This window comes from Acidovorax sp. AC410 (genome assembly GCF_979253235.1).
Genome location: NZ_CEEDCG010000001.1, coordinates 5875494 through 5888883, shown reverse-complemented (window position 1 = coordinate 5888883; position 13390 = coordinate 5875494). Strand labels below are relative to the sequence as shown.

Genomic DNA, 13390 nt, shown 5'->3' with positions numbered 1-13390 from the left:
CTGTTGGCTGCGGTGCCAGCGCCTGGCCGCCGCAACCCTTCAAATCCATGACCGCAGACCACTACGCTGCCCTGGGGCTGGCGGCCAACGCCTCGCTCGCCGACATCAAGAAGGCCTACCGCCAGAAGGCGGCCTTCTACCACCCGGACCGCAACCCGGCGCCCGATGCTGCGCAGCGCTTCCAGGCTGTGCAGAAGGCCTACGACGTGCTGTCCGACGACGAGGCCCGCCAGGCCTACGACGACAACCGCCGCCGCAACCTGCTGGACGACCCGCTGCAGACCGCCCAGGAAATCTGGCACACCTATACCCAAGGCATTCTTCCTTCGTGAAACTCTCTCCCTATTTTTATGACCTGCGTTCGGCCTACCAGGCCGAGCTTGATGACCTGACCCAGGATTCCGAAGGCAAGGACGTGCTGCGCAAGCGGCTCACGCAAAAGCGCAGCGAAATCGCCTTTCTCGTGCAGATGATGGAGCTGGCCCCCGAGATGGTGGCCGTGGTCTTCCACCAGGGCTTTCGCTTCGCGCGCCCTGCGGCGCTGGAAAACCTGATCAGCAGGGGCGCTGACAACCTGCCGGCCTGGAACACCCTGGCCGACGGCGCCGTGCTGCTCGAACCCTGGGCTGCGGGCCTGGCGAAGACGGTACTGGCCGAACCTGGTGGCGAGCGCTTCATGGCCGTGGCCGCGGGCCTCGAATACCTGCAGCTGCATTCGCGCCTGGCGCCTGCGGCCCAGCATGCCGACGCCGACGAAGAGGGCGACGATGAAGATGCCGCCGAGCACGACGACGATTACGACAACCTGAGCGCCGACGACGCCGCCGACCCGCACAACGCCCGCTCCCGTGACGAGGCCAGCGACAACTGGCTGTCCGACGTAGGCTTTGACCGCAAGGACTGACCATGAGCAACAACCATCTGGCCCTGATCACCAAGACCACCAGCCTCATCGCCGCAGGCGACATCGTGGGCGCCGAATCGGCGCTGGCCGAACTGGCCGATACCGATGGCGACAACGCCCTGATGGTGGTGCTGGACCAGCTCGCGCCCAAGGACATCCTGGCCGTGATGCGCGAGTACGACGACTCCAAGGCCTCGGTGGTCAACCTGCTGGTCACGCCCGAGCAGTTTGCGCGCGCCATGGTGCTCGAAAAGCAGTACAAGGACCTCACCCACACGCACCTGCGCAACATGGTCAACGCCGTGGTGTTCCGCGACGATGCCGACCCGGTGGCCTTCCTCACCGCCATTGGCGATCTGGAGGGCGGCAGCGAAGCCCTGGCCAACTACTTTGCCGAAAAGTGGAGCCGCATCGAGGCCTTTGCCCGCACGGGCACCTTCGACGCGGTGGAAGACTATGGCCCCACGCTGACCGACGACGAGCTGCTGGCCTCGGGCTATGTGCAGCCGCGCATCGACCAGGACGAAGTGGCCGACCGCGACTGGATGCAGATGGCCTGGCTGCTGCGCTATGAGTGCCGCGACCTGTTCATCGAAACCCTGCTGGTGCTGCGCGCCAAGGCCCGCGCCTTCGATCTGGGCCTGGAGGAGGGCGACGAGCCGGCCGAAGAGGACGACGGCAAGTTCGAGACCAGCGAGACCGACCGCGGCAAGGCCACGCCCGCTGCGCGCGCTTCCGACGAAGAGTCCGCGATTTAAGGCGGGCGGACAACCCATGCCTTCGCCCGAGACGACTTCGCCGGCCGACCAGCCCACGCCTGCAGCCGCCAATGCACTGCAGTTGCACGATGCCCGGCCATTTTTCGAAAAGGCCCTGGCCCACGGCGTGGCGCACGGCATCATCGACGCGGCGAAGTTGGCGGCGATGAACACCGACGCCCCCAAGGGCATGGTGCAGATCGCACGCTACTTCGGCAGCGAGTTCCTGCGCCCGGAGCTGGAAAAGGCCCGTGACCGCATGGTCAACATGATCAGCCTGTTCCTCCTGGACACCACGGATGGCGACCTGCAGAAGGCGGCGGTATCGCTGCGCGACAACTCCTTCCTGTCGCGCTCCAAGGGCGGCTCGGACATGCTCAAGCGCCTGATCGCCATGCCCGAGAGCAGCAACTTCGGCATGGGCGGCTATGCCGATGCCGAAACGCCGCTGCTGGCCGTGTGGTCCCTGCGCAGCCATGCCGACTACCGCGCCGAGCTGGCGCGGCGCAGCCAGATCGCGGCGGCCATCAGCGCCGCCCGGTGGATGGCCGAGCAGTACGACCTGGACGACGATGCGCTCGAGGAATCAGGCGCCGACGCCGAGGCCGTGGTCCGCACCGGCCTGCTGCTGCAGGCCCTGGCCCCCAAGGTGGGCGACTGGCCGAACGCCGTGGTGTTCGAGAAGATCGCCACGGCCCACCGCAAGAAGAAGACCACGGCCGACCAGGTCCGGCTGTCGCTGCCACCCGGCCTGCCTGCGGACCTGCGGGACGTGGTGCAGGCCCAGCGCGCTGCCGTGCTGGCCGACCTGCCCAAGCTGCTCGATACCGCCACGCCGCTGCGCAACCTGCTGCGGCCCACCAGCGGTTTCCGTGCGCGCTACTTTCTGCTCGACGACCCGCTGGCCGAGGTGGACGAGTACCACCGCAACCTGGCCGTCCTGGACGAGGAGGGCGACGCGCCCCAGCCCGCCAGCAAGACCTGGACGAAGACGGTGCAGGGCAACGAGGACGAGCCCAGCCTGCTCACCCTGTTCCTGTGTCTGGCCACCGGCACGCCCAAAAAGACCGTGCTGACCGAAAAAACCGCCGCCAGCCTGGTGCGCAAGCTGCGCAAGAGCGGCTGGCAGCCCGCGCTGGCCGCGGATTTCATCCGCGCGAATGCCCCCGGCGTGCGCCAGGCCGACTATGTGGACCTGTGGAACAGCTTCGTGCAGGAATCGCAGGCCACGCTGGCCAGCGACATGGACTACCAGATGCACGATGCCCTGGCGCTGCTGCGCCGGGAGTGCAACGTGGCCGCGTGAGAGTCCAGGAGGCTGGCCTTGGCGCTGGCCGTTGCCTGGGTTTACATTGCTGACCATCTCACCTGGGGGTTCTGATGTCGTCTGTTTGCAGCAGCTGCGGAAAAGTGCACGCCGAGATATCCCGCTACTTCATGTGGCGCGTGCCCAAGCTGGGGTTCCCGGCTGCGGTGAAGCTGGTAACGGACAGCGAGTACACCTGCCGTGTAGGCAACAAGCGGCACTTCATCAGCTGCGAGCTGGAGCTTCCGTTCAAGGACTCATCGGAGACCCCGTTGGGATTCATCGGCTGGGTGGAGGTTGCTCGCGCAGAGTACGAGGCTTACCAGCGCTACCGCAGTGAGGAGGAGACACTGCCTCCCATGGAGTCATGGATCGAAGGTCGGCTGGCGAATCCGGTGCCCGGGGTGGACAAATCGCTGGGAACCTCGGTTCGTTTCGAGGTGGTCTGCGGCGACCCCACGCCGTACATCACCTGGGTGCAGCCCGGCACGGCCCTGGCGGCGCGTGTGCTGGAGGGGGCTACCGAGGCGTTTTGGCACGAGGCTGCGGGCTTGGGCGGTTCCTGAGACACCACGGACTGGTATCAGCGGCCTTGCTTGCGCTGCTGCAGGGTGACGCTCATCCAAGGTTCCCAACCCGCACGGCCCTCGGCCTGCAGCGACCAGGTGCCCGACATCTCGCTGCCATCGCCGTTGAAAGCGCCGCGAAAGCGCACGCCATCGCCGTCGTAGGCCACGCTGTTGCCATTCACCACGGCACGCATGGTCTCGGCCTTGCCTGTGCTGTCAAAGGAATGCATGGTGTAGTGGCCGCTCGCCGCGCCGTCCGGCGCATCGGGGCCGATGATCTCGATGCCCTGCGAGCGGCCGTCGGGCATGGCCGCATCCCAGCGGTGCACCAGGAAGTGCCCGCCCGGCAGCCACTCGTAGATGTCGGTGGCCGTGTAGGCGGCCGAGGTCGCGATCACGGTGCCGGTGGTGTGCCAGGTGCCCACGAAGGGAGTGAGGCGCTGCATTGCAGGCGGGATGCTGTGGTCGATGGCCATGGTGGGGTTCTCCCAATGGGCTGGGTTGCTACTGCGCGAACAATTGGTCCAGCATGCGCTGCGGGTCCATGAGGAAATCGCGGGTCACCCGGTAGTGCTCGGTGTCCTGGTAGGCGATCTCCTCGATTCCGTCCTTGCCGCAATGGAAGATCGTGGCGTCAGGGTAGGCCATGAGAATGGGCGAATGCGTGGCGATGATGAACTGGGAATTTTCTTCCACCAGATCGCGCATGCGCACCAGCGTGGCCAACTGCCGCTGCGGCGACAGCGCGGCCTCGGGCTCGTCCAGGATGTACAGGTCCTGGCCGCCAAAGCGTTCCATCATCAGCGCCATGAAGGATTCACCGTGCGATTGCTCGTGCAGAGAGCGTCCGCCATAGGAGTTGATGATGGGCGGGGCCGGGCAAGGTATCTTGTCCATCTCCTCGATCTCGGTCGCCACGTTGAAGAAGCTCTCGGCCCGCAGGAAGTAGCCATCGCGCGGCCGGCGCAGGCCTTTGGCGATGCGCAGGTACCCGTGCAGTACGGAGTGGGATTGCCGCGTGCCGAAGCTGAAGTTCTTCGACCCGCCCTCGGCGTTGAACCCCAGCGAGACTGCGATGGCTTCGAGCAGCGTCGATTTGCCCGAGCCGTTCTCGCCCACGAAGAAACTGACGTGCGGGTGCAGGTCGATCTGCTCCAGGTGGCGCACGACGGGCAGTGAAAAGGGGTACTGCTCGAACGACTCGACCTGGTCGCGGCGCAGGGTGATGCGGCTGACGTACTGGGATGAGATCATGGTTGCAGGCGCGTGGCAGCAGGGCGGGGCGTGGTGCGCAGCCATTTCCCTGGATGCGGGCCGCACAGGTGTTTGTTTTCAGCAAAACCTGCAGCAACACAGTCAGCCACTGGTCATGGCGCAAGAGTAACATTGGAGCCCCATCGGCATTCCATCACTGATTGTTGCTCGACCCACGCGCGCGCCCGCCAACCGCCAGCCTTTAACCCTCAGTGCACAGTCCCACACTCGTCATCCTCGCTGCCATCCTGTCTGCACTGGTCACCGCCGTGCTGTTTGCGATGTGGCACTTCAACAGGAATATTCCGGGCCTGAGGCTGTGGATGCTGTCGTATTTTTTCGCCTTCGTGTTCGGCGTGGGCTTGCTGGCGCGCGGGCAGTTGCCCGAGGTGGTGTCGGTGGTGTTCTCGCAGGCGTCGGTGTCGCTGGCGGCCTACCTCTGCCTGCTGGGCGCCCGTGCCTACATGGGGCGGCCTGCGGTGTCGCATGGCTATGCGGCAGTGGCCATCGGGACGCTGGTGCTGCTCGCGGTCTATTTCACCGTGGTGCGGCCGCATCTGGGCATGCGTTTCGTCTTTGCGGGCCTGGGGGCCGGGGTGTTCTTCCTGCTGACGGCCCGCACGCTGGCCCACGGGGGCATCGGGCTGGTGCCTGCGCGCTACATGTTCGCGGCGGCTGCCGGGGGGCATGGCCTGTTTCTGCTGCTGCGGCCGGTGCTGTTCACCCTGGGAGACGGCCCAGTGGACGGGCCGCTGAACGCGACCGTGGTGGCCCAGATCTCGCAGTTCGTGGTGCTGGAGTCCCTGGTGGCGCTGCTGCTGCTGGCCTTTGGCACGCTGATGCTGGCCAATGAATTCATCACCAGCGAACTGCGGCACCTGGCCGAGGTGGACCCGCTGACCAATGTGTTCAACCGCCGCGCCTTTCTGACCCTGCTGGACAAGGCCATGAGCCATGCCCAGCGCACGGCTGGGGGCGGGCCTCCTGTGCTGGTGATCGACCTGGACCACTTCAAGAAGGTCAACGACACCTGGGGCCACCAATGCGGCGACGAGGTGCTGCGCCACTTCGTGCTGCTGGCCAACCGCTGCCTGCGCCGTGAAGACGTGCTGGGCCGCCTGGGGGGAGAAGAATTCGCCATCGTGCTGCCCAACGCCGGCTACGAGGGGGCCCGCACCGTGGCCGAGCGCCTGTGCGCCATGGTCGCCGCACAGCCGATGCCCACAGCCCGGGGGCCGATTGCACTGACGGTCAGCATCGGAGTCACCCTGTGTACTCCGGGTGACGCGCCTGATGCGGCACTGCAACGTGCCGACGAGGCCATGTACCTGGCCAAGAAGCGCGGGCGCAACCGGGTGGAGGTGGTGCAGGCGCCCGAGAGGGCGGTGGCGGCCGCCAATGCCGTGCCCGCTCTCTGAGCATCGGGGCCCCGAGGGGCGCGAGGCCGGGGTGGTCACGCTCAGCCTGGCAGACCCATCGCCAGCGCGCTGATCACTCCGCCAGAAACCCCACGCTGCCCGGCCTGCCGGGCAAGGCCAGACTGGCCACGGGTGCGGGGCTGCTGGCGACCTTGCGGCCGCGCCGGTACACGGCCAGGCGGGCAGACCGCAGGCGAATGGCCTCGACCGGGTTGCGCGCATGCAGCAGCACGAAGTCGGCATGGCAGCCGGCGGCAAGCCCATAGCCTTCCAGGCCCAGCAGTTGTGCCGGGTTGGTGGTCACGGCCTCGAAGCACTGGCGCATGGCGGCCTGGCTGGTCATCTGGGCCACGTGCAGGCCCATGTGGGCGGCTTCGAGCATGTCGGCGCTGCCGCCGCCGTACCAGGGGTCCATCACGCAGTCGTGGCCAAAGGCCACGGTGAGGCCCGCAGCCATCAGCTCGGGCACGCGCGTCATGCCGCGGCGCTTGGGGTAGGTGTCGTGGCGGCCCTGCAGGGTGATGTTGATCAGCGGGTTGGCCACCACGCCCAGCTGCGCCTCGGCCATCAGCGGAATGAGCTTGCTCACGTAGTAGTTGTCCATGCTGTGCATCGACGTGAGGTGCGAGCCCGCCACGCGGCCGTGCAGGCCCAGGCGGTGGGTTTCGTGCGCCAGCGTCTCCACGTGGCGCGAAAGCGGGTCGTCCGACTCGTCGCAGTGCATGTCGACGCGCTTGCCCAGGCTGGCGGCCAGCTCGCACAGAATTCGCACGCTCTCGGCCCCCTGGGCCATGGTGCGCTCAAAATGGGGGATGCCGCCCACCACGTCCACGCCCAGGTCCAGCGCGCGTTTCAGGTTGTCGAGCCCGCCCGGCGAGCGCAGCACGCCGTCCTGCGGAAAGGCCACCAGCTGCAGGTCGAGGTAAGGCGCTACGCGCTGCTTCACGTCGAGCAGCGCACGCACCGGCAGCAGGCTCGGGTCGCTGGTGTCCACATGCGAGCGGATCGCCAGCAGGCCATGGGCCACGGCCCAGTCGCAGTACTGCAGCGCGCGCTGCACGATGGCCTCGTGCGTGAGCTGGGGCTTGAGCTCGCCCCACAGTGCAATGCCTTCGAGCAGGGTGCCGCTCTGGTTCACGCGCGGCTGGCCATAGCTCAGCGTGGAATCCATATGGAAATGCGCATCCACGAACGGCGGGCTGAGCAGCAGGCCGCCGGCGTCCACCGTCTCGTGCGCGGGGGCTGTGAGGCCCTCGGTCACTTCGGTGATGCGCCCGTCCTGCACGGCCACGGACATGTGGGTACGGCCGTCGGGCAGGGTGGCGTTGTGGATGAGCAGGTCGAGCATGGTGGGCAAAGCGTGGTTCGTGGCGGGTACCGCAGGGGGCTATTTTCTCGCGGATTCGACCCAGGGGCTCGGTGGCTGGCTTCAACGCCCTGGACGGGCCGTGTAGCGGTACACCCCGGGCCGGTGGTCGGCGTCGATGGCCACGCTGCGCAACTTGTCTTCGTGGCCCGAGTTGGCGCGCGCCGTGATGCGGATGCCGGTGCGCGTAGCGCGGCAGGTAATGTGGGTCAGGGTGATCTCGGCGTGGTCGTTGTTGAGTTCGCGGATGCTCTGGGTATGCACCGCCTGCAGCGTGCCGTTGTCGTCACGCTGCATCCACTGCAGGTACAGAAACGACTGCGCGTACTGCGAGCCATGCACGATGCGGTAAACCCCCTCGTTCTTGCGCGTGGGCCACTGGCCGCAGACCTGCACCCAGTCCACCGCGTCGGCGGTGGCAAAGCGTTCGTAGGGCACATCCATGCCCAGGGCATGGGCGGGCGCGTTGCAGACCAGTGCCAGCGCGGCCAGCCAACTCCTTGCCGCGCTCACCGCTCGCCCTTGCGGTAGGGCTTCATCAGCGCCTGCGGATACGCCGCCTTACGCGCCACCAGCACCAGGGCCAGGATGGACAGCAGGTAAGGCAGCATCAGGTAGACCTGGTAGGGCAGCCAGGCATCGCCCGCCTGCTGCAGGCGCAGTTGCAGTGCATCGAAGAAAGCAAACAGCAGGGCGCCCAGCAGCGCCTTGCCCGGCCGCCACGAGGCAAACACCACCAGCGCCACGCAGATCCAGCCGCGCCCGTTGACCATGTTGAAGAAAAAAGCGTTGAACGCCGACAGCGTGAGGAACGAGCCCGCCACCCCCATGAGTGCCGAGCCCGCCACGATGGCGCCGGTGCGCGTGGCCGCGACCGACAGGCCCTGGCCTTCGGCCGCCTGCGGGTTCTCGCCCACCATGCGCACCGCCAGGCCCAGCGGCGTGCGCATGAGCACCCAGGCCAGCAGTGGCACCAATGCCAGCGCCAGCAAGGTGAGCGGCGTCTGCGCCGAGAGGATGGGGATGCCCAGCCATTCCATGGGCGCGAAGGGCTCGATGGTGGGCGGTGTGTTCACTTTGGGAAAGCTCACGCGGTAGCCGTAGTAGCTGAGCGCCGTGGCCAGCAAGGTGATGCCCAGCCCCGACACATGCTGCGACAGCGCCAGCCCCACGGTGAGCCAGGCATGCAAGAGCCCGAATATTGCGCCCGTGAGCGCTGCCACCAGCACCCCCGTCCACAGGCCGTAGCCGGCATACACCGCCAGCCAGCCCGTGAAGGCGCCCGCGACCATGATGCCCTCGATGCCCAGGTTGAGCACACCGGCGCGCTCGCACAGCAGCACCCCGAGCGTGCCCAGGATGAGCGGCGTGGCCACGCGCAGGGTGGCGATCCAGAAGGCCGGATTGGCCAGGATGTCGAGCAGTTCGGTCATTTCCACTTCACCCGGTACTGTGTGAGCAGGGTGGCGACGAGCACTGCAATGAGCGACGTGGCGACGATCACATCGGCGATGTAGGTGGGCACGCCCACCGCGCGGCTCATGCTGTCGGCGCCCACGAGCACGCCGGCCACGAAGGTGCCGGCCGCGATCACGCCCAGCGGATGCAGACCGGCCAGCATGGCGATGACGATGCCGCTGTAGCCATAGCCCGGTGACATGTCGAGCGTGACGTAGCCCGTGCGGCCCGCCACCTCGATGGCACCGGCCAACCCCGCCAGGCCGCCCGACAGCAGGGCCACCAGCACGACGGTGCGGGTGATGGGCACGCCGGCAAAGGCCGCAGCGCGCGCATTGGCGCCCGCCGCGCGGATGTCGAAGCCCGGCACCGTGCGCCGCAAAATGGCCCAGAGCATGAGCGCAAGCCCGATGGCCCACAGCAGCCCCGTGTGCAGGCGCGTCTGCGGCACCAGCTTGGACAGTTCCATGTCACCCTGCAGCGCCACGCTCTGCGGCCAGCCCATGGAGAGCGGGTCCTTCATGGGCCCGTCGAGCAGGGCCGAGACCAGCAGCAGGGCGATGAAATTGAGCAGCAGCGTGGTCACCACCTCATCCACCCCCAGGCGCGACTTCATCAGTGCCGGGCCCAGCAGCAGCAGGGCCCCGGCCAGGGCCGCTGCTAGCATCATGAGTGGGAACAGCAGCCAAGGCGACCATTCCAGCCCCGTGCCGCCATGCAGGCCGCCCACGGCCACGGCGGCCAGCGCGCCGGCATAGAGCTGCCCCTCGGCCCCGATGTTGAACAGCCGGGCGCGGAAGGCCACGGCCGCGGCCAGCCCGGTCAGGATCAGCGGCGTGGCGCGCGTGAGCGTTTCGGTCAGCGCAAAGACCGAACCGAACGCGCCTTGCACCAGCAGCCCATAGGTGCGGCCCACGGGCGCGCCGGCCCACAGCACCAGCAGGCCGCTGATGAGCAGGGTGAACACCACGGCGCCCACCGGGGCGGCCACGTAGGCGGCCGGGGAGATGTGGTTGCGTTTTTCAAGCCGCATGGGTCATCGCGTGTTGGGGTGTGGAATGCATCGGACTACCATGCGTGGAGCAAAGACAGGGCTCGCGTTGCGCTGGGCCGCCAACAAGGAGAGGGACATCATGCAAGACCTGGTGCGGGGATGGGCTGAGCGCATCGCCATTGCGTTTGCGCGCGGCATGCCCAGGCGGCATCTGCTGCTGTGCGGTGCGCTGGCGCTGGTGGGCGCCGAGGCCACGGCGCAACCACGGCCTGGCGTGGAGCCGGCAACGGCTGCATCGACCGCTGCGCTGGACCTGCCATTGAAAAACGAGGCCGAATACACGGCCCGGCTCAATGCCGACCTCCAGGCGGCGCATGAGGATCGAGAGCGGCGCAGGGAGCGGGCGCGGTGGATTTCCGCAGCTTGTGTGTCGGGCCTGGTGATCGGCTTTGCCGCATTGTCCGGCTGGGCGCTGCGCAGCCGCCAGCCCCGGGTGGTGCGGCTCAGCCGCCTGGCGCTGTGGACGCCGTGCCTGCTGCTGGCCAGCGCCTGGTTCTTTCCCTGGTCGCTGTACGCCGCCGCTGCATTGGCCCCGGTCTTTGCCGTGGTGTGGTGGAAAAGGGCACTGCCCTGGTGGGAACTGGGCGTGGCCTCGGCGCTGTACCTGCCAGCCCTGGTGTTCACCTGGCTTGTCTTCAGAGCCTTGGCTGGCATGGGTGGCGGGTAAGGGGCAAGGCGCTGCATCGGCAGCTGCGCGCTCATGGGGCGCCCTCCGCATTTTTCGCAGCCCCTGCCATGGCCAGGCCTATCGCTTCGCGGCTCCAGGCCTGTGCAGGCTGGGTGGGGGTGAGATGCCCCTCGTGCATCACCGCCACGCGGTCACCCAGTGCCAGCACTTCGTCGAGGTCGTCCGAGATCAGCAGCACGGCGGCACCGCCGTCGCGCGCGTTGATGAGCTGCTGCTGCACGAAGGTGACGGCGCCGATGTCCAGGCCCCAGGTGGGCTGGTGGGCCACGATGAGGCGCGGCGCAGGGGCGCTTTGGGTGGCGTCGTAGGGCGGCAGCAGGGCGCGGCCCAGGATGAGTTTTTGCATGTTGCCGCCCGAGAGCGCGCGGGCCGGGGTGTCGGGCCCGCCACCGCGCACGTCGAAGGTCTCGGCCACGCGCTGGGCGTGCTGGCGCGCAGCGCCGCGCTTGACCCAGAAACCGCGGAACCACGGGTGGGCGAACCAGTGGCTGCGCAGGCGCTCGGACACGGCGTTCTCCCACACCGGCAGGTCGCCCACCACGCCCACGGCATGGCGGTCCTCGGGGATGCGGGCCACGCCCTGGTTCACCACCCAGGCCGGCCGGGCCTGCAGCGGCACGCCGAGCAGCGTGACCTGGCCGGCCGTGGCGGCGCGCACGCCGCACAGCAGGTCGGCCAGCGCCACCTGGCCATTGCCCGAGACACCGGCGATGGCGACGATCTCGCCTGCGTTCAGGGTGAGCGATACGCCCTGCAGTCGGTCGCGCCCGGTGGGAGCGGTGGATACATCAGCCAGTGTGCATACCGGCGCGCCCACGCTTTTGGCGGGCCTGCGTTCGCTGGCCTCGATGGCATGGCCCACCATCCACTGGGCCAGCTGCCCTTGCGTGGTGCCCTGTGCGGGTGCCTCGGCCACCAGCCGGCCCTGGCGCAGCACGGCCACGCGGTGCGACACGCGCAGCACCTCAGCGAGCTTGTGGCTGATGAAGATGATGGACAGGCCCTGGGCCACCATCTGCGACAGGGTGGCGAACAGGGCCTCGCTCTCCTGCGGGGTGAGCACGGCGGTGGGCTCGTCCAGGATGAGGATGCGCGCGCCCCGGTACAGGGCCTTGAGGATCTCGACCCGCTGGCGCTCGCCCACCGAGAGGCTGCCCACGCGCGCCTCGGGTTGCACCGGCAGGCCGAACCGGGCGGACACGGCCAGCAGCTTCTCGCGCGCGGCGCCGCGGCGCGAGAACGGCTGCCACAGCGGCTCGCTGCCCAGCAGCACGTTGTCCAGCACGGTGAGGTTGTCGGCCAGCGTGAAGTGCTGGTGCACCATGCCGATGCCGGCGGCCAGCGCCGCGCGCGGCTGGCCCGGGGGCAGGGGCTGGCCGAAAACCTCGATGTGGCCCTCGTCGGCCACATAGTGCCCGAACAGGATGGACATCAGCGTGGACTTGCCCGCGCCGTTCTCGCCCAGCAGGGCCAGCACCTCGCCGCGCGCCAGCGTGAGGCCGATACCATCATTGGCCACCAGCTTGCCGAAGCGCTTGGTGATGCCGGTGAGGCGCAGGACGGTGTCAGCAGGCTCCATGGACAGTGCTACTTCCAAGCTGCGAGAAATGCCTGCAACACCTTGGCCGAGTTGGCGGCCGCCAGGTGCATGAAGGTGTCCATCTCGTTGGCGCCGTCGCCGCCGCCCGCCAGGTCGCTCAGCGAGCGGAAGGCGATGTAGGGCACGCCGTTGCTGTGCGCCACCATGGCGGTGGCGGCGGTCTCCATGTCGAGCACATTGGCCTCGAAGGTCTTGAACGCGTATTCGCGGAAGGCCTTGTTGTCCACGAAGGCCTGGCCCGACACGCCGTTGCCGCCCACCACCATGCGTGGGCGCTCCTTCAGGCAGTGGCTGGCGTGGCAGTGTTCCAGCGGCACGGCGCCCAGGCCATTGGCCACGGCCAGCATGCGCGGGTCGGCCTCGAACCAGAATTTCTGCGTGACCTTTGGGTTGGCAGCCGAGCGCACCTCCACCGGGCGCGGGTGCATCATGCCGAAGGCGGGCAGGGTGAGCTCGGCCTGCATCCAGCCCGGGGCCGTGTACTTGCCCGGCTGGTCTTCGCGCGCCATCAGCCATTCCAGGTACTGGCCCCAGCGCGCGGGCACGGTCACGTCGCCGATGTGCAGGCCCGGGTTCACGCCGCCGGCAATGCCGGAAAAGACGATGTGGCTGACGTTGAAACGGTCCAGCACCAGTTGCGTGTTCATGGCCGCATTGGTCATGCTGATACCCGAGAGGAACACCACCACGGGCTTGCCCTGCAGCGTGCCGGTGGTGAACTCCACGCCGTTGACGCTGTGCTTGACCGGCTGCTGCACTTGGGGCAGCAGCACGGTGAGTTCGGGCGCGAAGGCTGAGATCACGGCAATGCGTGGTGTGCTGTCAAGGCGCGTGCCCTGGGCTGCGGGGATGGCGGAACAGCCCGCCAGCGCACCTGCCAGGGCCAGGGTTCCGAGCAGTTGGGCGATACGGGGGAGCAGGGCGGTGAGGGTCATGGGCAGCAGATGAAGGCAAGGCAGGCGCCAATGAAAAGGGCCACCGCGGTGAGGTGGTGGCCCGGATGATGGTGGGGGTG

15 protein-coding genes are annotated in these 13390 nt (G+C 67.9%); 7 read left to right on the top strand and 8 right to left on the bottom strand.

Annotated features, from left to right (window positions below):
• The first annotated feature begins 47 nt into the window (after positions 1-47).
• The 5 genes from AC0IZS_RS27340 (at position 48) to AC0IZS_RS27320 (ending at position 3534) form a co-directional block, all read left to right on the top strand.
• Positions 48-332, top strand: a complete 285-nt coding sequence (locus tag AC0IZS_RS27340) for a DnaJ domain-containing protein (protein WP_322592253.1) — start codon at positions 48-50, stop codon at positions 330-332.
• Positions 329-904, top strand: coding sequence for a hypothetical protein (locus tag AC0IZS_RS27335; RefSeq protein WP_471638556.1), 576 nt, complete (start codon positions 329-331; stop codon positions 902-904). The genes AC0IZS_RS27340 and AC0IZS_RS27335 overlap by 4 nt, the downstream gene beginning before the upstream one ends.
• Before the next feature lie 2 nt (positions 905-906).
• The gene (locus AC0IZS_RS27330) at positions 907-1662 is read left to right on the top strand and encodes a hypothetical protein (RefSeq protein ID WP_471638555.1); all 756 of its coding nucleotides are present in this window, start codon (positions 907-909) and stop codon (positions 1660-1662) included.
• Between the two features lie 16 nt (positions 1663-1678).
• On the top strand, positions 1679-2968 hold the full coding sequence (locus AC0IZS_RS27325; RefSeq protein ID WP_471638554.1) for a hypothetical protein: 1290 nt from the start codon (positions 1679-1681) through the stop codon (positions 2966-2968).
• A gap of 74 nt (positions 2969-3042) precedes the next feature.
• Complete coding sequence (locus tag AC0IZS_RS27320) at positions 3043-3534, top strand: DUF2199 domain-containing protein (RefSeq protein ID WP_471638553.1); 492 nt, start codon at positions 3043-3045, stop codon at positions 3532-3534.
• Between the two features lie 17 nt (positions 3535-3551).
• On the opposite strand, the gene AC0IZS_RS27315 is transcribed toward AC0IZS_RS27320, so the two are convergent.
• Together AC0IZS_RS27315 and AC0IZS_RS27310 are read right to left on the bottom strand one after the other, a co-directional pair.
• Entirely contained in the window at positions 3552-4013 is a 462-nt protein-coding gene (locus AC0IZS_RS27315) for a hypothetical protein (RefSeq protein ID WP_471638552.1), read from the bottom strand.
• Positions 4014-4041: 28 nt separating this feature from the next.
• A complete protein-coding gene (locus tag AC0IZS_RS27310; RefSeq protein ID WP_471638551.1) occupies positions 4042-4791 on the bottom strand; it encodes an AAA family ATPase in 750 nt (249 codons plus the stop codon).
• Positions 4792-5003: 212 nt separating this feature from the next.
• Between AC0IZS_RS27310 and AC0IZS_RS27305 the strand changes: the two genes are divergently transcribed.
• Positions 5004-6209: a GGDEF domain-containing protein gene (locus AC0IZS_RS27305; protein ID WP_471638550.1), complete on the top strand. Its 1206-nt coding sequence runs from the start codon at positions 5004-5006 to the stop codon at positions 6207-6209.
• A 73-nt stretch (positions 6210-6282) separates the two neighbouring features.
• On the opposite strand, the gene AC0IZS_RS27300 is transcribed toward AC0IZS_RS27305, so the two are convergent.
• The 4 genes from AC0IZS_RS27300 to AC0IZS_RS27285 form a co-directional block, all read right to left on the bottom strand.
• Complete coding sequence (locus AC0IZS_RS27300; RefSeq protein ID WP_471638549.1) at positions 6283-7557, bottom strand: amidohydrolase family protein; 1275 nt, start codon at positions 7555-7557, stop codon at positions 6283-6285.
• Positions 7558-7638: 81 nt separating this feature from the next.
• Positions 7639-8088 (bottom strand): hypothetical protein, encoded by a 450-nt coding sequence (locus AC0IZS_RS27295; RefSeq protein ID WP_471638548.1) that lies wholly within the window; start codon positions 8086-8088, stop codon positions 7639-7641.
• The gene (locus tag AC0IZS_RS27290) at positions 8085-9008 is read right to left on the bottom strand and encodes an ABC transporter permease (RefSeq protein ID WP_471638547.1); all 924 of its coding nucleotides are present in this window, start codon (positions 9006-9008) and stop codon (positions 8085-8087) included. Before AC0IZS_RS27290 ends, AC0IZS_RS27295 begins: the two co-directional genes overlap by 4 nt.
• Positions 9005-10066 (bottom strand): ABC transporter permease, encoded by a 1062-nt coding sequence (locus tag AC0IZS_RS27285; protein WP_471638546.1) that lies wholly within the window; start codon positions 10064-10066, stop codon positions 9005-9007. Before AC0IZS_RS27285 ends, AC0IZS_RS27290 begins: the two co-directional genes overlap by 4 nt.
• Positions 10067-10166: 100 nt before the next feature.
• On the opposite strand from AC0IZS_RS27285, the gene AC0IZS_RS27280 reads away from it, so the two are divergent.
• Positions 10167-10754: a hypothetical protein gene (locus AC0IZS_RS27280; protein WP_471638545.1), complete on the top strand. Its 588-nt coding sequence runs from the start codon at positions 10167-10169 to the stop codon at positions 10752-10754.
• A 31-nt stretch (positions 10755-10785) separates the two neighbouring features.
• Here the strand turns inward: AC0IZS_RS27280 and AC0IZS_RS27275 are convergent, their stop codons facing one another.
• The gene (locus AC0IZS_RS27275; protein WP_471638544.1) at positions 10786-12354 is read right to left on the bottom strand and encodes an ABC transporter ATP-binding protein; all 1569 of its coding nucleotides are present in this window, start codon (positions 12352-12354) and stop codon (positions 10786-10788) included.
• A gap of 8 nt (positions 12355-12362) precedes the next feature.
• Entirely contained in the window at positions 12363-13310 is a 948-nt protein-coding gene (locus AC0IZS_RS27270) for a 5'-methylthioadenosine/S-adenosylhomocysteine nucleosidase (protein ID WP_471638543.1), read from the bottom strand.
• Positions 13311-13390 lie beyond the last annotated feature (80 nt).